This is a genomic window from Arthrobacter sp. MYb224, from assembly GCF_002975455.1.
Classification (GTDB): domain Bacteria; phylum Actinomycetota; class Actinomycetes; order Actinomycetales; family Micrococcaceae; genus Glutamicibacter.
This window is the reverse complement of sequence record NZ_PCPU01000005.1, coordinates 285,601-304,560: the sequence shown is the minus strand read 5'-3', so window position 1 is coordinate 304,560 and position 18,960 is coordinate 285,601. Positions and strand designations below refer to the sequence as shown.

The window sequence follows — 18,960 nt, the reverse complement described above, 5'->3', positions numbered from 1 at the left end:
TTTCACAAACGATAGTGGTTTCAAAACGGTCGGGGGGTCTAAACCGTGGGCGAAACCTTGAATGCTGGTTAAGGCACCGAGCATTCGTCGTTGTTTGCAGCGATCTGCGCCAGGCGGGTCGTTTGGCCGATCATCTCAAGTTCCACCAGATACTGCTCGTCGATCGGGCTGCCGTCGCGCTGCGTGAAGGTTTCTTGTTCACCGTTGGACAGCTTCGGAGCGTCGTTGATGCTGGTGGATTCTTCCTCGGCGCTTTCGGATGGTTCGGCTGAACCTCCGGCCTCGGTGGTGTCCTTGGACTTGGCAGGCTCCTTGGATTTCTTCGATTCCTTGGGCTTCTCCGGAGCGTTCTGCTTTTCGATGATCTTGGTGATGCGATCATCGATCTTGCCGAAGTCAGGATAGGTGGAGAACGAACGCTCGAAGTCCGGCGCGCCCAGGGTCAAGCGGCTGAACGGCGTGCCCGATACCTTGTCCGCCACCGACACGAAGGAGCTGAGCTGGCTGGCGGGAATGTTCGTCTCGACCAGCTGCTCGCCTGCCTGCATGATGCTGCTGAAGTTGCTCAGAATGGTCTGCGGGGTGAACTGCTTGATGATTGCCTGCTGCAGGCACTGCTGCCGCTTGATGCGGTGGTAGTCATCGGTGAAGTCACGCGAACGAGCGAACCAGAGCGCGTCCTTGCCGTTGAAGGTTTGTTCGCCCGGGGCGAACCAATGGGTATTGACCAGCGAGCCTTCCCACTTCTTGCCGTTGTAGGGGACCCAGCCGCCAGAGTCGATGGTGACGCCACCGAGAGCGTCAACGAAGTTTTCGAAGCCGGCCATGTCGACCATGACATAGCCCTGGACCTCGAGCCCGGTGGTCCCGGTCAAGGCATCCATGGCGGCCTGCGCACCGACGTTCTTCACCGAATCCGGGAATCGATCCGCGTGGTTATCTACCGCGTCGCGGTAGATCGCATTGAACAGGCACTCGTCCCCGCAGCTGTACCCGTCGGGGTAGACCTCAGCCATGGGCGAACCCTCGGCGAAGCGGGCATTCTGGAAGTTACGCGGCACCGAGATCATCAGTGACTTGCCGGTTTTGGCATCCACCGAAAGCAGCGCGATGGAGTCGGTACGCACGCCATCTCGGTTCGAGCCGGAATCGGCGCCGAAAACCGCGATGTTGTAGCGGCCATCCACCGGGTCAAAAGCAGGACCCGCATCGAAGACCTTGACGATGGTCTCGCGTCCGGTGTTCAGGATCGAGGCACCATAGACGAAGATGCCGCTGGTCGCGATGACCGCAGCCAACGTGAAAATGGAGACGATTGCGCGCATTCCCGGTGCCAGCATTCGGGGCCGGATGATGAACAGTGTATTCAGGAACATGATCAGCCAGCCGACGGCCAGCACCGAGAGCACGATGATCAAGAACAACTGGAAGTTCGGGTGCGCAACCCAACCCAGGATGATCGAACGGTCAATGAAGTAGATGGCTGCGAGCCCAATGAGCGCGGCCCAGCAGAGCATGGTGATCGTGACCGCGATGCGTCCCAGCTTGCGGTTACCCGCAATCAGCTGAGCGCTACCCGGGAAAATAATGGTCAAGACGACCAGTATTAGGGCGCGTTTGCTCCGGGCCGGAGACGAAATCGTCTCCGGGTTCCTGAGCGGACTTGGAGCGCGGTGGCTGGCAGAACCCATGTACTTTGTGACTTTCCTTAGGAAGAGAAGTTCTCGTTTGCTACCTCGGCACGCAACGCAGCGCCCTTGGCATACGCAGATTCGCGCAACGAATCTGCGAAGGCTAGCAACTTAACCTGTAACGACTTGGCAAGCTCATCGGTTCCCGATGCCAGCATACGCACAGCTAACAGGCCGGCATTGCGGGCACCGCCAATGGAGACGGTAGCCACTGGCACGCCGGCAGGCATCTGCACGATCGACAAGAGGGAATCCATTCCATCGAGCTTGGCTAATGGTACCGGAACACCCACCACCGGCAGCGGCGTCACCGAGGCGAGCATGCCCGGCAGATGCGCGGCGCCACCGGCGCCGGCGATGATAACGCGCAGGCCACGGGTGTGGGCGCGCTGGCCGTACTCGATCATTTCGGTGGGCATACGGTGCGCCGAAACGACGTCAGCTTCGAAGGGGATACCGAATTCGGTAAGCGCCTCGGCGGCCAGCCGCATAACCGGCCAGTCGGAGTCCGAACCCATGACGAGTCCGACAAGTGGTGCTGTTTCAGTCATTAGAATCTATGTCCTTGAAGATCGTGGCCCAAAATGAGCGAGCCTTGCTGAAAGCCTAGGCGGTCGGGGTGATGCCATCACGGATTAAGCTCGCGACCCGGTCGGCGCGTTCACGTAGTTCTTCTACGCGTTGGCCATCCTCGGCCACCACATTAACGTGTCCGATCTTGCGTCCGGGACGCACCGATTTTCCGTAGGCGTGTACCTTGACATCCGGCGCGGCGGCCAAGGCGGCCTGGAATGCGGAGAACAGATCCTGGTTGGCTCCGCCGAGGAAATTTTTCATCACGGTCAACCCAAGTTCGCGGGTTTCACCCAGCGGCAAGTCCAAGACTGCACGAAGGTGCTGCTCGAACTGACTGGTGACCGAACCGTTCATGGTCCAGTGCCCGGTGTTATGCGGGCGCATGGCAAGTTCGTTGATGACGAAACCGGCACCCTGTCCCGGAGTTTCGAAAAGCTCAGCTGCCATGACGCCGGTGACGCCAAACTCTTCGGCGATCCGCATGGCAGCGTTTGAGGCGGTAGCCGCGGTTTCCGCCGAGATGTCTTGGGCCGGTGCAATCACTTCGTCGCAGACGCCGTCAACCTGGATGGTGTGGACTACCGGCCAGGCTTTCGTCTCGCCGGAAGGAGTGCGCGCGACCATGGCCGAGAGCTCACGGGTGAAATCCACCTTGTCTTCGGCCAGCAGGGCGCCGTTGGCGAACCAGGCTTCGGCTTCACGCGCCTGTTCGGCGTTCTCCAACATGCGTACGCCCTTGCCGTCGTAGCCGCCGCGAGGGGTTTTGAGCACGATCGGCCACCCGGTCCGCTCACCGAAGGCAATCAGCTCGGCTACGTTTTCCACTTTGGCCCACGCCGGGTTTGGAAGTCCGAGCTTCTCAATCGCAGCACGCATCACCAGCTTGTCTTGCGCGTGGATCAGGGCCTCTGGTCGCGGCTGGACATTGATCCCCTCATTAATGAGTGTGGTGAGGAACTCATTGGGAACATGCTCGTGGTCGAAGGTCACCACGTCTTTACCCTGGGCGAAGGCGCGCAGGGTCGCCAAGTCCTTGTAGTCGCCAATGGGCGCATCGGGCACGCAACGTGCCGCCGATACGTCCGGACCTTCGGCGAGAACATGCAGTTCAAATCCGAGGTTCAGGGCCTCTGGGGCCATCATTCGGGCTAGTTGCCCGCCGCCAATCACACCAATTTTAGGGAAGCTCACCCCTCTAGGTTATCGAAATAGTTCCGGCTTCCCGTCCTCGCGGTGACTGATTACTCACCAAATCCGGGGAATTGTCAGGAAATGCGGATAAAATAGGCAGATGTGCCCTCATGCCATTGCGTATTCGGGGCAACACTAAACCGATAACCGAGGGAACTGCACTTCCCGGGATTCTGACGATCTCTAGGTCTTGCTGATTCGAAATTGGGTCAGCAAGAGCGACGATACGTCTGGAGGAAAATGTTCGAGCGCATCTCACGAAAACTAGCTGGACTCATTTCGCTGCTCTGGCGCGAAGTGGCGAAGTTCGGCGTTGTCGGTGGAATTGCGTTCATCATCGACTCCGGAATCTATGTGTGGTTGTTGCATGGACCGATGAGCGATTCGCAGGTTAAAGCCAAGATCATCGCCGGCATCGTCGCGACCTTGTTTTCGTGGGTGGCCAATCGCTTCTGGACCTTCCGCCACCGCCGCCAGGCAAATGTCGCTCGCGAACTGGTGATGTTCCTGATTATGAACGCCATCGGGCTGGGCATCGCCGCCGCCTGTGTTTGGTTCACCAAGTACGTTTTGAACCTGACCGACCCGACCAGCGTATTTATTGCCGGCTCCGTTGTTGGCTTGGTGCTGGGCACCATCTTCCGTTTCTTCGCATACCGTTTCTGGGTCTTCGGCGCCGAGATGGATCAGGAAGAAAAGTTTGCCCACGACCATGAGCTTTTGGCCCATCACGAGAAGGCTGCCGGCACCCAGGCCGTTTCCCCGGACACCGGCACCATCCCCACTGGGAAGAGCTAATCAGCGAGTAGGTAATCGTGGCTGATTTTCTCTCCCTCGCGAAGCCGGTCGCTCACCTCCATGGTTTCATCGACCAATACGATCGTATCGCCGGCCTTCCACTGCGCCACCGCGTAAGGCAGCAGGTCAAGAACCGGGATATCTGCGCGCACCAAGATGGTGCCGCGGGCCGGTGCTTCGGCGGCAAATAATTCTGCGCTAGACAGCTCTTGGCCGCCGGCGGTGATGAGGCTGATTCGTGAGCCGGATACCGCCGAGGGGTAGAACTGGTCCCCATAGGTGCGCACATTGGCGTTGTAGTCTTCGGCCACCGGGCCTAGATCGGCGCCGAAAGACAGCGCCATGGCTGCGGGGTTGACCGCCAAGATTTCCGCAGCGCCGGGAATGCGCTCATCTGTTGGGTTGCTGGTGATCCAAAGTTGCGCCTCGGCCGCCTGGCCATGTTCGGCGGAAACCAAGGTGGCTCCGTGATGCAGGGAAGCAAGCGCCAGGACCAGGGATTTCCAGTGCGCGCTGAGGTCCAAGACCACTATCGATTCTTCGTCGAGGTCGAAAATCTCGCCCAGAAGGTTTGCGCTCTTAGCGACCCAATTGTCAAAGACCTTGCCCGACAGCTCGATTCTTTCGCCGGAAGTCGAGTACCAGGTGAGCCATGGTGTGGCCGAGGCCCGGCGCGGTGCTAGCAGACCTTCGGCAAAGGCTCCCTTAGCGGAGTTGAACGGCATTTTCCACCTTAAATAATTTACTGAGAATTTACCGACAATTCGCGGAAGTTGCGACTCGCCGGATTCATTGGTGTCTTTCGCGGCGTGTTGTGCCGAGAGTTTCCTGAGAACTCTCCATAGAATATCCTCCCCGCTTGACTATGACCGAGTTACACGGCTGTAATTAGATGGTGAGTTCGGCTCGTCCATCGTTTCACTATTTCGATGGAATAAATAGAGACGTATGGATCGGGAGCACGGATGGCTCGATCTTCTCAAACCAATCGAAAGGTCAACATCAACATGACGAAGCTGGAGCAGGGGTACTCCGATTTTTCGACATCGGCTGTAGCGTCCGCCCAATACGGGGTTGAGGGTGCACCATCGGACTGGTTTGTCGATCCACAGGCTGGTGAATCCGCACGTGTTGCGGTTGCCGCAGATCTGGAGAACGCCGCAGAAGACTTCCTACGGGAGCATGCGCCAGCGGAAACCGAAGGCGGATCGACCGCAGGGTCGTGGGCTCCGGAGCTGGATGAAGACGAACAGGTTCGCGAAAGCATCAAGGCCGTTTGGCTCGGCGTCGGTGGCGAAGTCGACGAAGGCGAGCTCGGTTGGCAGGCCCGCGCTTTGTGCGCGCAGACCGACCCCGAAGCATTTTTCCCAGAAAAGGGCGGTTCGACCCGCGACGCTAAGCGTGTCTGCGGTGCCTGTGTTGTACGTTCAGAATGTTTGGAATACGCGCTGAGCAACGACGAGCGCTTCGGCATCTGGGGAGGGCTCTCCGAGCGCGAACGCCGCCGACTACGGAAACGAGCAATCTAATTCGACCGCCAATTCATGTCACCGCCATCGTTGCCGCGCACGATGGCGCTGACTTTTTACCCCGAACTTTAGCCGCACTGCGAAACCAGTCCCGGCCGATTGAACGGTACCTCGGGGTCGATGCGTCATCCCAAGACGCTTCACGCCAGGTATTAAAAGCAAATCTTCCTTCCAATGCGACCCTGCTCTCGGCCCCTGCGGGGTCGTTGGGACTTTCGGTTCAAGAAGCGGTTGATTCCCTGCCCGAAGCTCGTGCAGATCGCGACGAGTGGCTGTGGATCATCCACGACGATTCGATGCCGGCTCCCGACGCGCTAGAACAACTGACGCGTACGGTCGAAGCCTCCGAATCCGTGACCATTGCAGGCTGCAAGATCCTGGACATCGACAATCCTCGCCGCTTGGCCGAAGTCGGGCTCAGCGTGGACCGCAAGGCGCAGCGCCTGACGATGATCGATATCGACGAAGTCGACCAGGGACAGTACGACGGGCGAAGCGACTACTTTGCCGTATCCTCGGCCGGAATGTTTATCCGCCGCGACGTCTTTGAAGAATTAGGTGGTTTCGACCCGGCGCTGCCAGGCCGCGGCGACGACGTGGATCTATGCTGGCGCAACCGCCTGGCTGGGCACCGTGTGGTGGTCGTTCCCTCCGCGAAGGTCTACCATCAGGTCGATGTGGTCGACTCGCTGGCTGGACCGGGCGAAGCACGCCGCGCTGAGGTCTTTCAGCGGCTGAAGTTCGCACCGACCTTGGGGCTCCCATTTCTTTGGCTAGGCCTGCTTTTGGGCGGCATCGGGCACTTCCTTTTGGCTCTTCTAGCCAAGGATCCGGGCCATGGGTTCAGCCATTTGGGCTCGACCTTGCGGGGCTTGTTCTCGCCGGTGAAGCTGGCTTCCTCGCGCCGCGGGACCAAGCAAATCCGCAAGGTGCCACGTGGCCAGGTGCGCAAGCTGATGACTTCGAATAGCGCCGTGCGCGAGTACCGGCGAAACCTGTCAAGCGGTGCGGACGACTCGCAGGTTTACGGAGATGGCTCCGGCGCCGAGGGCATGGTGGAGCCAAGCGGAGAGAACTTCTCGGACTTTGTCCGAATTGCTCGGCCGCCGCGGACCACCGCGGTGCTGTCACTGATTCTCGCATTGCTCATCACGACCGCGGCCTCGCTGATCGCCTGGCGTTCGCTGATCGGTGCCAACGCCCTGAGCGGCGGTTCCATGCGTCCGCTGTCGCGCACGCTCAATGAGATCGGTGCCAATGCCACCTCGTGGTGGCAGAACGCGGGCACCGGCTTCAGCGCCGCTCCAGATAACACGGACATCATGTACTGGCTGCTTTCGGTGCTGAGCTTCAACCACGCGAACCAGGCTTCGGTTGTCTTGTTCCTGGCGGCCATGCCGTTGGCGGCGCTCACCGCCTGGTGGGGCGTGGGCGTAGTGAGCCGTTCGCGCGCGGTACGTTTCTTCGCCGCCGTGATCTGGGCCTTGCAGCCTGCCCTGATTTCGGCCCTGGCCAGCGGCCGGGTGGGCTCGGTACTGATTCACGTCCTGCTGCCGTTGTTCTTCCTGGCCATGCTTCGTGCGCTTAACGCGCATGTGCGCCCGGAGGGCAAGCCGGCAACAAGCGAGCAAACCAAAAAGACTTCCGCCTGGACTGCTTCGGCCTGCGCGGCACTGATCCTGTGGGTAATTTCTACCGGTTCAATGCCTTTCTTCTTGGCACTTGTGGTGCTGATCTACGTGTTGGCGCTTTCGGCTCCGCGCCGGGCGCGCACGCTGTGGTGGGTTCCGCTGCCGGCCGTGGTGTGGAACCTGCCCTTGCTTTTCGAGGCACTGGGCAACCCACGACTGTTGTTTACCGAACCTGGTGCACCGCTGGCATTCAACCCGGCCCCGCTGTGGCAGATGCTTTTGGGCTTCCCCGAGGCCTTTGACGCAATGCTCGCCCCGCTTGGTTGGGGAATCCTGCCTGCCGGACCGTGGGCTTTGGTCGCTGCGGCTCTGGTGGGCGCGCCTGTGGCGATCTTGGCGGTATTGGGCGCACTCGGGTCATCCTTTAGCCTGGACCCCACCATGCGGCGGAATTCGCGCAAACTCGTCTGGGCCGCAGCCTTGTCCTTGGTGGCCGGCTGGGGGATCGGTTTCATTTCGGTCTCCCTGGACTCGTCCACGACGGTCAGCGCGTACACCGCGCCGTTTGTTTCCTTCGCGGTCTTCGCCATGCTTGCCGCAGCCGCCAACGCGCTGGCAGCCTTGCGCCATGAGGAGCAGCCACGCCCACTTCGCCATCCGGCGAATCGGGCAGTCTTGAGCCTGATGGCAGCGCTGAGCGTGGTTAGCGTATTGGCCGCCGGTTCGGTGGCACTCGGTGCGCAGCTGAATTCGCAGAATCCAGATGGCACCTTGACCGCGCTGAACGCCGCTCAGCGGGTGTCTCCCTCGCAGGAACGGACGATTCCGGCCACCGCGGCGGACGCCGGCCGCTCGGAATCCGCAGAGCGCACCTTGGTGCTCACCCCGCGGGCTTCGGGCGAGATCGACAGCCAGCTGCTCACCGGGTCCGGCGAAACACTCGACGCCATCAGCCGTCCCTCGCAGGTGGCGCAACTGAGCGGATCGCTGCTGAACCCCGCACGAAACGAGGCTTCGGCCACGGGCAACGTGCAGCGCGAAGCCGTGGCAATGCTTTTATCTGAATCCGCTCTCGACTCCCGCGAAGCCTTGCGGGATCTGGGTGTTGGGTTTGTAGTGCTCAACGAGACCGGCGAATCCGTCTCGGCCACCGTGCGTGTGCTGGATGCCGCGACCGGCTTGGCCGCCGTGGGGCAAACCGACAACGGATGGCTGTGGCGCGTCAACTATGAAAGCTCCACGCCGAATGCGGGCGCAGGATTTGCACGCTTGATCGACAAGTCGGACCGGGTTCAGGTACTGCCCACCAATCGCGGGCGTATCCAGGATCTTGAAATACCCGCAGCCGATGCATCGCGCACGCTTGTATTGGCGACCGCGCAGGATCCAAAGCTGCGTGCCAGTATCGATGGCGCGCCGTTGCGCGCGGTAGCGTACCCCCGGGATTCGGATGCCCGCTGGGCGCAGGCCTATGAGGTGCCGGCCGAAGGCGGCAAGCTGACGCTGACCCACTTCGAACCCTTGGCATTGCCTACGCTGATCCTCGGTGGCGTCGTGTTGCTCATCGCGGTATTGCTGGCGATCCCGGTACCCAGTACCCGTCGCCTCGCAAGCTACCGAAATAGCGAATATCGTTTCCGCGCCGCCGAGGAATCGGCCGACGGGGAAGTCGACGTAGCCAGCGAGCAGGCAGAACCAGCCTTCGAAGCGGAACCCGCGACGAGCTCAACACCGTTGAGCCGTCGGGAGGCTCGCGAACGGACGCACGAGATCCGTGACACCCTGGCCCCGAAGCTCGGTGACCGTATTTCGGACACCGACACCGAGCAGGAGAAAAAGTAGTGAGTGATGAGAAGAATCCCGCTTCGGATGACGCAAAAAACGAGCATGCCGGACACCCCGCGCACGCTGCGGAACCACGTAAGGATCAAAGATCAGCGGTAGCCGATAACGCCTCCCCAGACGGCAGCGACAAGCTCGCCGCGGATGACGCAAAAAATGAGCAGGCCGGGCACCCCGCGCATGCTGCGGAACCACCTAAGGATCAAGGATCAGCGGTAGCCGAAAGCCCCTCCCCGGGCGGCAGCGATAAGCCCGCCGCTAAACCGGCCACAGCGGAAATCGGCCCCTCAGACGAACCGGCCAAGCCCGCACCGCAACCGGTGGCTGCGGCGAAGCCGGAATCCACTCCGGCTGCCGAACCTGCCGTAAACGCGCGGCAAACAAAGAGCAAGTCTGAATTGCGCGCCGAGGCTAAAGCCGAGAAGGAAGCCAAGGCTGAGGCCAAGGCAGCGGCGAAGGCTACTGCAAAAGCCGACGCGAAAGCAGCTGCCGAGGCCAAAGCCACCGCAAAGGCGGAAGCCAAGGACCGGGCCAAGGCCCAGCCGCAAGCCAAGCCAGAACCGAAGCGTCAGACTGAGCCGGAAGCCAAGGCTGATCCTGAAGCCAAGGAAGAGAAAATGGCTGCAGCCCTGGCGCAGCCGGCAATCCTAAGCGCCGCGGAAACTAGCGAGGCTTCGGTGCCCGCAGATCCGACTGCGAGCCGACGCCGCCGCAAACTAGACGACGCGAATAAGGCAGCACGTAAGGACCAGGAAACTGCTCCGGTGCGTCGTCGTGCGGGCGCCGTGCTGCTCAGCCTAGTGGCCATCATTGCCGCCGGTGGCGTGGTCGCCGCGGCTTCGGTGCTTGCACCACAACCGTCCAATACGGCGCTCCCCGCGGCGGTGACCAGTCTTCCGGCCGGCGACGCCCAGTCGGTCTGTGCCGGAACTCCGCAACTTCTCAAGGGCGTGGACGGTACCGATCCACAGTTCGCCGCCGGTGCAAAACAAATCTCAAGCAATATTCGCACAGCCCTGGTCTCAGACTTGGGCAAGCGAATTCCCGGTGCCACGCTCCGGGACCTGGGCAGCTCAGATCCGGCCCAGCTCAGCGAACGCATTCCGGATGCTGAAGCGGCGCAGTCTCTGGGTGCCGATGACGAGGGGCTGACCGGTCGGGTTGGAAAGGTAAACACCACCAACGGCCGAGACAAGACGCAAGTCTTCTCCCTGCAACCCTTGGGTGAACTACCGTCCTGGGGAAGCGCCATGCGCAGTTTCTTGGCCAAGGATGGCGACCTCGCGGGACTGGCCGCGGCGACCTGCCAGGCGCCAGCCTCCAACTGGCGCTTCACCGGGCTGCTGACGAATACCGGTGCGACCAGCGTGCTTCACCTGTCGAACCCGACCCACACCACCGCCCAGGTCTCCATCGATCTGCGCGGCCCGGAGGGTCTGATCGACACCTCCACGCTGCAGAACATCGTGCTTGCGCCGGGAACCTCGCGGGCCTTGGTGCTTGGCGGGTACGCCCAGAATTTGGATTCGGTGTCCGCCGAAATCACCAGCCTCGGCGGAAAGATCACCGCTTCGGTCCAACAGGCCGCGTTGCGCGGCCTGACGCCTTCCGGGGTAGACCTGGTGGCTGCAAATGCTTCGGCAGCCAATACGCAGGTGATTCCGGGCGTTTGGCTCGGCAACAAGAATGACCGAAACGAACTAAGCAAAGATGACAAGAAACTGGTGCCGCAGCTTCACGTTTCGGCCACAGGTGCGCAGGGTGCAGGTTTCAAGGTGAAGATCTTGGGTGCAGAGGGCGAAGTCAAGGCGGATCTTGGCTCGAACCTCGCGGTAGCCTCCGACGCAACTAGCGTCATCGACCTCAACGGTCTAGAGGCGGGCGCGTACTCCGTGGTCGTGGAAGCTGATGCTCCGGTGACCAGCAGCGTGCGGATGGTGCGCGGCGCGGATCCCAAGGATTCCTCGGACAACGCCTGGGCCGCCAGCTCCATGCCGTTGGCGGGAAAGCAGGTTGCACCTATTTCAGCGAACGGCACCGGTGAATTCAGCATTGCCGCGCCATCCGCCGATGCCTCAGTCGAAGCTGTTGTGGTCGACAAAGATGGGAAGCTTTCAAAGCCGACCAAACTTGAGGTGAAGACCGGGCAGAACGTGGTGTTTAAACCGAAGGAAATCACCGAAGACGCCCAAGCCGTGATCTTCTCCGCAGATGCAAACGCCTACATTGGCCAGTTGATCTTCGGGTCGGATCGTTCACTGGCCTGGGCTGCAATGCCTCAAGCCAATGTTGGACGTGACGGTATCGTCGTCAACGTCGGCGGCTAGCAGGACTAATAATCCGGGTTCTCCGGAAAATATTCGGGATCAACTTCGTGGGGCGAAAGCATCCACAAGTTAGCGACCTCGTGCACCACACACTGGTGTACGAGGTCGACTAATTCCGTGTGGCTATGACTAGCTTGTTCCAATGGCAGCCGGTAAATGGAAATCCGGGCACGGCGCTTAGCCGTTGCCGGTCGCGCAGAGGACAGCGGCATGCGGTCTCCGGCGGCTGCGGCCTGCGTCATGACCTTGTCTCCAGGTACCGGGACGATGCGAAAATCGATGATCGCGAGTTTTTGGCCCCAGCGTTCGCCTAGTCGCTGGGCGCTGGCCATCACCGCGTCGTCAAAGCGTTCCGGTCGTGTGCGGAAGGCGGGCAGGTGCATTGGCATCAACGGGCCACGCCGTCCGCGTCCATGACGGTTGCGGCGCGAGCGCTGCTGTGGTGTCTGGGGATTATGCTCCATGGCTCCACAGTAAACGTTTGCGCGAGCGAACGTGGCCGTTCGGGCCAGATTACCGGGCTAGGACGGCTAGCAAGAGTAGACTTGAAGCCGTGGAAAGTCTTCGTCTTTGCTCTCGCCCCGCGTGCCGTGAATCGGCCCGCGCAACCCTCACCTACAACTACGCCGATTCGACCGCCGTGCTCGGCCCATTGGCGCAGTACCCCGAGCCGCATTGCTATGACCTGTGCGCCCGGCACGCCAACCGGCTCACGGTGCCCAGTGGGTGGAACCTGCTGCGCGGCGCCCTGCCCGAGGTCATTGAAAACGAAGATGAATTGCATGCGCTGATGAATGCCGTGCGCGAAGAACGCAAACCCAAGCACTCGGTCGAAACACCTGCACCCCGCGAGGTGCGCGGCACCCGTTTCGATTCTCGTCCACGGCTGGCAGTGCTTCCGCCGGAGGCCGAAGAAATCTAAGAATTACCACCGAGTTTATTTAGCTTCGCGTGGGGTCTGACCTCCCGCTACACCGTAGGCCGCGCCGCCGCCGTCAGTTTCGCATTTCTACTAATCGGATGGGAATGACTGGCCTTGCCGTTTCCCGCACCACGGTCCTAATTTAGGTGTGGTAATGCGCGGATTGGCGCGATCGGCTGGATAAGCTGAAACCGCGGGGCCTGTTGTGCAGGTTTCGTCTATTTATGATGGTCAGAGATCGCGCGATTTGCAGGAGGACTCCTCATGGCTGAGGCGGCGAAGAACACCCCCGGTGGTAAGGGCCCAGAAGGCCCGGACATGCCCATCGCGGCCACCAATGCTGAATCGAACGAGTCGGTCACCAAGGCCACGCTCAGCCAGCGAGCCGAAGAATTATCGGCACGCCTTGAAGAGCATAAGAAACAAGCCAAAGCGCAGCAGGACGCTCGTGCTGCAAAGGCGGCGGCCGCTGCGAAGGCAGCGTTCCTGAACCCCTCAGGGGCCAAAGCAGCAGCGTCCAAGCCTGCCGAGGCGAAGCCGGCGGCTCCTGGAACTTCAGATGCCAAGCCTGCTGCGAATCCAACCACGGCGCAGCCGGCCACGAAGTCTGCGACGGCCAAACCTGCAGCTACCAAACCTGCAGCTACCAAACCCGTTGCGAATCCTGCGCCGGCCAAACCGGTGGCGACTAAGCCGGCGGCCGCAGCTAAGCCGACTGCAGCCAAGCCGGCCGCAGCCAAGTCAGCAGCAGCAAAGCCAGCAGTGAGCAAGCCAGCTACGAGTGCAGCCAAGCCGAAAGCGGACGAGCCGGTAGAGGACATCATTCGAGCGATTAAACTTCCGCATGAACTCGACGCGGAACAGCAGCAGCCGAAGGCCTCCACGAAAGCCGAGGCACCCGCCAATACCGATGCGCCGCTCAACGAAACCAAACAGACGGTGCCGCCGGTCAGCGCTGCGCCAAATAAAGACAACCCGGAGACTACATCCGCCGCAGTGGCCCAGGCGCGTTCGCGTGTCTTTGGAAGCTACGCCCCGGAATCGGAGCCATCCGAGGCAGCGGTTAAACGCCGTGTGGCCCGCGAACGTGCACTAAATTCCAAGCCGCCGCTGGCCCGCACCGCACAGGTGCTGCTTGCACTTATCTTCCCGGTACTGACGCTGATCGCCGCGATTCGTCTGGTCGCCACCCCAGCGTTCTTGGCACTGGCCTACGCCCGGCCAGGGTTCCCCAGCGACCAGTTCGGCTTCACCGATCCGGAGCGCCTGACCTATGGCAGCTACGGGGTGGACTACCTGAATAACTTCGCTGGCCCGGAATTTTTATCTGGATTGAAACTTCCAACTGGCTCCAGTATGTTCACCGCCCAAGAGGTGCAGCACATGCTTGACGTGAAAAACCTGATTGGTTTGGGCTATGTCATCGGGGCAGTGCTAGCGGTATTGGCCATAATTTTCATCGCCTACCTGGCCAACCGTTACTCCGGCGGAGTGCGCCGAGCGCTCTTCTCCGGGGCAATCTTGACCCTGGTGCTCATTGCCGGAATCGCGGTCATCGCCATTACCGGGTGGAACACGTTCTTCTCCGGTTTCCACCAGTTGTTCTTCGCCGAAGGCACCTGGACTTTCAACCTCAGCGACACCCTGATCCGTCTATACCCCGAGCAGTTCTGGGTCGATTCTGCGCTTGCCATCGGGGTGTTGGTGGTCGTCACCGTGCTTGTTGCGCTCATTGCCTGCTGGCCAACCGGGCGCCGCCGCGAAAGCTCACGCCTACGCCAAGAAGCGCGAGTTTACGGCTTGAATAGCTAAGTAACTACGCGGGGCAAAACGCCCTGGAACAGATAAACCTCGGGAACCGGGCAGTACGGATCCCGAGGTTTTACTGTTCCATGGCCAGTCAGCGACGGTATAGCTCTTGGGTTTCGGAGACAAAATCATCTAGGACTTGCTGGCGTTTAAGCTTTAGCGAGCTGGTCAAATGTCCGGAAGCCTCGGTGAACTCGGCGGGAAGAACCACAAATTTGCGAATCGATTCTGCCTGAGAAACAGTGTGGTTTGCGGCGTCAATATAACTTTGCACCTCGGAGCGTACCTTGTCGTGCAGGGCCGCCTCGCCGAGTGACAGCTGGCCCAAATCGTGGGCCTTGGACCACAACGTTAGTTCTTCGGCGTCTAGCGTGACCAGAGCCGCGACAAACGGTTTGTTCTCACCGACCACTACGCATTGATCCACTATCCGGCCGGCCCGGACCATCTCCTCCAATGGACCGGGGGAGACGTTCTTGCCCCCGGCGGTGACGATCAGTTCCTTCTTGCGCCCGGTGACCCATAGATAACCGGCCTCATCAAGGCGCCCGGTATCTCCGGATTTGAAGTATCCGTCTTCGGTGAATGCCCCGGCACTGGCTTCGTTGTTGTGGTGGTACCCGGCGAATACACCGATGCCTTTGATCAGGATTTCGCCGTCATCAGCGATCCTGACGCTGGTGCCCGGAAGCGGGCGGCCCACGGTCCCCACTCGGTTGCTATGAGCCTGATTCACCGTCGCAGGTGCAGTGGTTTCGGTAAGTCCGTATCCTTCGACCAGCTGGATTCCGGCGCCGCGGAAGAAATGCGCCAGATCCTGGTTAAGGGCGCTGGCCCCGGAGATCGCGTAACCGCACTGTCCACCGAAGACCGCGCGGAGTTTGGGATAAAGCAGCTTATCGAAAAATAGGTGGCGGGCTCGTAATGACAGCGGCATCCGCACTTTTTCACCACGGGATTTCGCATCCCGGATCTTGGAGATCTCAATGGCGGTCAGCTCGGCGCTGTGGAACAGGCCGGCCTTGCCGGACTGCTCGGCCCTATTCAGTGCCGTGGCGCGGATCTTTTCAAAAACGCGGGGGACGGCTAGCAGAAACCCCGGCTTGACGGCGTTCAGGTCCTCCATCAATGTTGCCGTCGAATTGCTATGAGCAATGATTGCGCCACCGTGAATGCAGACTTGCTGGACCGCACGGGCTAGGACGTGTGCCAATGGCAGGAACATCAACGTGCGGCGGCGTTCACCCAGCACCTCGGCCATGTGCTCGGCGAGGTTGTAGGCGACCAAGGCGAAATTCGCATGGGTGATATTGCAACCCTTAGGCCGCCCGGTAGTTCCCGAGGTGTAGACCAGGGTGGCCGTGGTTTCCAAGCTCAGGCTCGCGCAGGCGTCGTGGATTTCTCGTTCGGCGATCTGTGCATCGTCGACCAGAATCTGCTGCAGGCCTGCAGCGGGAATCGCTTCCGGATCCGAGGTATGCGATCCTTCAAAAAGGTGGATGGTGACGGATTCTCCGAGCTGGGCCGCGGCCCGGCGAACGTTGGCGCGTAACTCGTGGTCCTCGGCGAAGACGACCCGTGCGCCGGAATCGCGCAAGATCCATTCGATTTGGAAGGGACTTGACGTCTCATAGATAGGTATTGAAATTCCGCCGGCGAACCAGATGGCCTCTTCGGCCAGCGCCCACTCATAGCGGGTACGCGAGACGATGGCGACCCGGTCGCCGGGTTGCGATCCGTCGTGGATCAGCCGGGAGGCTAGTCGCTTCACATCACGTAGGAAACCCTGGGCGCTGACGTCTCGCCACCCGGAGGGGCGTTGGACCATGAACAAGGTGTCGTTTGGCGAGGAAGCCACCCGGTCCAGCAGCAGGGTGGTTGCGTTTACCTGGGGGTCGAGGTCGTGCAGGAGCTCGACGTGCAGTTCGTGCATGGAAATCCTTTGAAATCGTTCGAGGTCAGGTGGCGCAACTCACGGTGCAGCGGGACCCTGCGCACGGGAGCTTATCCCCAGCTAGGGATCCACACGTGCATGCGATAGTACGCATCCGAGGTCAGTTCTCCGGACCATACGGACCAGAAAAATGCCGAGACCACAAGGAGCAGCGCTATGAAGAGGGCCACGACAACAACCCTTGACCGGTAGGCCACATCGGAGCGTGGTTCGCGGGGGATGAACCTGCCAATCATATAGGTCAATGCGAGAACCATGAACGGGACCAAGGGCAGCGTGTAGAAGAAGAACATGGTGCGCTCGGGGTACATCAGCCAAGGAAGGAACCCCGCGGCAACGCTTGAAAGCAGCGCTCCGGCACGCCAATCGCGCGCGCCAAGCCACCAGAACACCAGCAAGATCATGCTCAACGTGCAGGCCCACCACATCACCGGGTTAGGCATATCCATGATCACTTCGGTGCAGCGATCTATCGTGCAACCGTTCTGCCCGTTGTCGTAGCCTTCGAAGTACATCAGTACCGGGCGCCCGGAGAAGAGCCAGGTCCACGGGGACGAAGCCCAGCCGTGTTCCGAATCCAGCCCGGTATGGAAGTTGTAGCTGGCCTGGTGATAGTGCCACAGGCTGCGCAAGGTCTCGGGCAGCCAGGAGACCCCCTCGCCGGGATTCTCTAGGGCCCATTGCCGATAGCGTCCGCCGGCGGTGCTGAGCCAGCCGGTCCACGTGGCAAGGTAGGTCAGGAACACCACCGGAATCATGGTGAAAAACGAGTAGATGCCGTCGCGTACGAACGCGGCCGACTGCCACCGCTGAATTCCAACGGTGCGCCGTGCGCCGAAGTCCCAGAGCACCGCCATCAGGCAGAACACCGCAACGAAGGTCAACGCGGACCATTTGATGCCAACCGCGCAGCCGAGCATGACCGCTGCGATGAGCCGCCAGGGGCGCCACCAGAGCACGGGGCCGAAGATGAGCAGGAACTCGTTGGGTCTGTTTCCGGCGGGCACCGAAAGTTTTCTGGCGAGCTGAGTTCGTCCGTGGATCCGATCCTTGAGCAGCGCATAGAAGGCGGCCAAGACGAAGAACATCAAGAAGATATCCAGCAACGCGGTGCGCGACATGACGATTGAATGTCCGTCGATGGCGATCAAAAGGCCGGCGATACCCGCCAGCAGATGCGAGCCGAAGAGCAGGCGGGCGCACAGTGTTGTCAGCAGAACCGCGAGCGTACCGAACAGAGCTGTAGCAAAACGCCAGCCAAAACCGTCGAATTCGCCAAAGAGCATCATGCCGAAGGCGATGAGCCATTTGCCCAGTGGCGGGTGCACCACGAAGGAGGCGGTATCCTTCAGCTGCGGATCGCCGGCAACGAATTGGTCGTTTGATTCGTCGACCCATTCCATCTCGTAGCCGAAGTGCAAGAGCGAATAAGCGTCTTTGACGTAGTAGGTCTCGTCGAAGATCAACATATTCGGATGCGCCAGGTGCACAAAGCGCAGCAGACCACCGATAACGGTCATTACCAGCGGAACAATCCACATCAATGCACCAGAGGGCGCCGCAACCGGCAATAACCTTTGTTTGAGGTTCTCAAAGGTGAAGGCAACGCGCGCGGAACGCACGTGCCCGGTATCTGGGGTCTTTGCTGCAGTGGTGCTCATCGTTGTTCATGCTACCGGCGTAACCCTGAGAATGTGTGCTTTTGGTACTTCGCGTAGGCTAAAGGATGTGCAGAACTCAGATAATGAGGGCGTAATCGTCCTGGGCGCCACCCCAATTGGCAACTTGTCCGACGCTTCGCCACGGCTCCGCGAAATTATGGAAAGTGCCGACGTGATCGCCGCCGAGGACACCCGCAACTTCCATCACCTAGCTCATGCCTTGGGAATTAAACCCGCCGGGCGGGTGATGAGCCTGCATGAACACAATGAGGCCCATAAGCTCGGCGAAGTGATCGAACTGGCTCGCGAAGGAGCCACCGTGCTGGTCGTCTCGGATGCCGGAATGCCTGCGGTCTCTGACCCGGGCTACCCCTTGGTGGCAGCCGCGATGGAAGCAGGCATCCGGGTCACCGCGGTGCCTGGGCCTTCGGCGGTGCTGACCGCCCTGGCGCTATCGGGACTGCCCACCGGACGTTTCACCTTCGAGGGGTTCTTGCCGCGCAAGGCTGGTGAACGGCGCAAGCGCCTGGGCGCGCTACTGCACGAAGAGCGCACCATGGTGTTCTTCGAAGCCCCGCACCGGGTCGCTGACTTCTTGGCCTCGGCGATCGAAGCCTTCGGCGCACAGCGCCAGGCGGCGGTGGCCCGAGAGCTGACCAAGAAATTCGAAGAGGTCCGCCGCGATGAGCTCGGTGCGCTCAAGGCATGGGCAGATGAAGGTCTCCGCGGTGAGATTGTCGTGGTGATCTCCGGTGCTTCGGCCCCGGAAACGGCCTCCATTGAGGATCTGCTTCCCAAAGTCTCCACGCTGGTTGCGGACGGGATGCGCATGAAACAGGCGGTGGCCGAGGTCGCCGAAGCCGCCGGGGCGAAGAAGCGGGACCTGTACGAAGCGGTTCTGGCGGAACGTCACGAAGCGAAAAAATAGCCGAAATCGCTTAGGCTGAATGCACAATGAAACAACGAGTTTGTAGTGCATCAGGCGATTTACAGCCGTTCGAAACCAGCACTAGCGTTGTGATCAACGAA

Annotated in this window: 14 protein-coding genes; 7 read left to right on the top strand and 7 right to left on the bottom strand. The window is 60.7% G+C overall.

All coding sequences use genetic code 11. The features are described from left to right. Positions 1–68: 68 nt before the first annotated feature. The 3 genes from CQ017_RS11975 to CQ017_RS11965 all read right to left on the bottom strand — a co-directional run bounded on the left by CQ017_RS11975 (position 69) and on the right by CQ017_RS11965 (position 3,458). The gene (locus CQ017_RS11975) at positions 69–1,595 is read right to left on the bottom strand and encodes an LCP family protein (RefSeq protein ID WP_258133611.1); all 1,527 of its coding nucleotides are present in this window, start codon (positions 1,593–1,595) and stop codon (positions 69–71) included. Between the two features lie 113 nt (positions 1,596–1,708). Further along, entirely contained in the window at positions 1,709–2,242 is a 534-nt protein-coding gene (gene purE, locus CQ017_RS11970; protein WP_105553899.1) for a 5-(carboxyamino)imidazole ribonucleotide mutase, read from the bottom strand. Between the two features lie 55 nt (positions 2,243–2,297). Beyond that, entirely contained in the window at positions 2,298–3,458 is a 1,161-nt protein-coding gene (locus CQ017_RS11965) for a 5-(carboxyamino)imidazole ribonucleotide synthase (RefSeq protein WP_105553898.1), read from the bottom strand. A gap of 240 nt (positions 3,459–3,698) precedes the next feature. On the opposite strand from CQ017_RS11965, the gene CQ017_RS11960 reads away from it, so the two are divergent. Next, a complete protein-coding gene (locus CQ017_RS11960) occupies positions 3,699–4,256 on the top strand; it encodes a GtrA family protein (protein WP_105553897.1) in 558 nt (185 codons plus the stop codon). Here the strand turns inward: CQ017_RS11960 and CQ017_RS11955 are convergent. Next, positions 4,253–4,981 (bottom strand): TIGR03089 family protein, encoded by a 729-nt coding sequence (locus tag CQ017_RS11955; protein WP_105553896.1) that lies wholly within the window; start codon positions 4,979–4,981, stop codon positions 4,253–4,255. The genes CQ017_RS11960 and CQ017_RS11955 overlap by 4 nt on opposite strands. A 282-nt stretch (positions 4,982–5,263) precedes the next feature. Here CQ017_RS11955 and CQ017_RS18500 point away from each other — a divergent pair, with 282 nt between their 5' ends. From CQ017_RS18500 to CQ017_RS11940, 3 genes are read left to right on the top strand one after another with little or no spacing between them, the layout of a single operon-like run. Beyond that, a complete protein-coding gene (locus CQ017_RS18500) occupies positions 5,264–5,785 on the top strand; it encodes a WhiB family transcriptional regulator (protein WP_105553936.1) in 522 nt (173 codons plus the stop codon). Then, positions 5,689–9,258, top strand: a complete 3,570-nt coding sequence (locus CQ017_RS11945) for a glycosyltransferase (RefSeq protein WP_105553895.1) — start codon at positions 5,689–5,691, stop codon at positions 9,256–9,258. Before CQ017_RS18500 ends, CQ017_RS11945 begins: the two co-directional genes overlap by 97 nt. Further along, positions 9,258–11,585 carry a DUF5719 family protein gene (locus CQ017_RS11940; RefSeq protein WP_105553894.1) on the top strand — a complete coding sequence of 776 codons (2,328 nt, stop codon included), beginning with the start codon at positions 9,258–9,260 and terminating at the stop codon, positions 11,583–11,585. The genes CQ017_RS11945 and CQ017_RS11940 overlap by 1 nt, the downstream gene beginning before the upstream one ends. 5 nt (positions 11,586–11,590) lie before the next feature. Here CQ017_RS11940 and CQ017_RS11935 read toward each other — a convergent pair whose 3' ends face one another. Next, on the bottom strand, positions 11,591–12,049 hold the full coding sequence (locus CQ017_RS11935; protein WP_105553893.1) for a metallopeptidase family protein: 459 nt from the start codon (positions 12,047–12,049) through the stop codon (positions 11,591–11,593). An 89-nt stretch (positions 12,050–12,138) separates the two neighbouring features. Here CQ017_RS11935 and CQ017_RS11930 point away from each other — a divergent pair, with 89 nt between their 5' ends. Beyond that, positions 12,139–12,507 (top strand): DUF3499 domain-containing protein, encoded by a 369-nt coding sequence (locus CQ017_RS11930; RefSeq protein ID WP_096287677.1) that lies wholly within the window; start codon positions 12,139–12,141, stop codon positions 12,505–12,507. 264 nt (positions 12,508–12,771) lie between these two features. Then, on the top strand, positions 12,772–14,319 hold the full coding sequence (locus CQ017_RS11925; protein WP_105553892.1) for a TIGR01906 family membrane protein: 1,548 nt from the start codon (positions 12,772–12,774) through the stop codon (positions 14,317–14,319). An 88-nt stretch (positions 14,320–14,407) separates the two neighbouring features. On the opposite strand, the gene CQ017_RS11920 is transcribed toward CQ017_RS11925, so the two are convergent. Together CQ017_RS11920 and CQ017_RS11915 are read right to left on the bottom strand one after the other, a co-directional pair. After that, positions 14,408–16,249 (bottom strand): long-chain fatty acid--CoA ligase, encoded by a 1,842-nt coding sequence (locus CQ017_RS11920; protein WP_105553891.1) that lies wholly within the window; start codon positions 16,247–16,249, stop codon positions 14,408–14,410. Positions 16,250–16,320: 71 nt separating this feature from the next. Further along, the gene (locus CQ017_RS11915) at positions 16,321–17,931 is read right to left on the bottom strand and encodes a dolichyl-phosphate-mannose--protein mannosyltransferase (RefSeq protein WP_105553890.1); all 1,611 of its coding nucleotides are present in this window, start codon (positions 17,929–17,931) and stop codon (positions 16,321–16,323) included. Between the two features lie 67 nt (positions 17,932–17,998). On the opposite strand from CQ017_RS11915, the gene rsmI reads away from it, so the two are divergent. Next, positions 17,999–18,859, top strand: coding sequence for a 16S rRNA (cytidine(1402)-2'-O)-methyltransferase (gene rsmI, locus CQ017_RS11910; protein ID WP_105553889.1), 861 nt, complete (start codon positions 17,999–18,001; stop codon positions 18,857–18,859). Positions 18,860–18,960: the final 101 nt, after the last annotated feature.

What these genes read in the sequence shown, in the direction of transcription:
- CQ017_RS11920 (WP_105553891.1), bottom strand. Translation starts at nt 16,249, where the DNA reads ATGCACGAACTGCACGTCGAGCTCCTGCACGACCTCGACCCCCAGGTA.
- CQ017_RS11915 (WP_105553890.1), bottom strand. Translation starts at nt 17,931, where the DNA reads ATGAGCACCACTGCAGCAAAGACCCCAGATACCGGGCACGTGCGTTCC.
- CQ017_RS11945 (WP_105553895.1), top strand. Translation starts at nt 5,689, where the DNA reads ATGTTTGGAATACGCGCTGAGCAACGACGAGCGCTTCGGCATCTGGGG.
- CQ017_RS11935 (WP_105553893.1), bottom strand. Translation starts at nt 12,049, where the DNA reads ATGGAGCATAATCCCCAGACACCACAGCAGCGCTCGCGCCGCAACCGT.
- CQ017_RS11955 (WP_105553896.1), bottom strand. Translation starts at nt 4,981, where the DNA reads ATGCCGTTCAACTCCGCTAAGGGAGCCTTTGCCGAAGGTCTGCTAGCA.
- CQ017_RS11960 (WP_105553897.1), top strand. Translation starts at nt 3,699, where the DNA reads ATGTTCGAGCGCATCTCACGAAAACTAGCTGGACTCATTTCGCTGCTC.
- CQ017_RS11925 (WP_105553892.1), top strand. Translation starts at nt 12,772, where the DNA reads ATGGCTGAGGCGGCGAAGAACACCCCCGGTGGTAAGGGCCCAGAAGGC.
- CQ017_RS18500 (WP_105553936.1), top strand. Translation starts at nt 5,264, where the DNA reads ATGACGAAGCTGGAGCAGGGGTACTCCGATTTTTCGACATCGGCTGTA.
- purE (WP_105553899.1), bottom strand. Translation starts at nt 2,242, where the DNA reads ATGACTGAAACAGCACCACTTGTCGGACTCGTCATGGGTTCGGACTCC.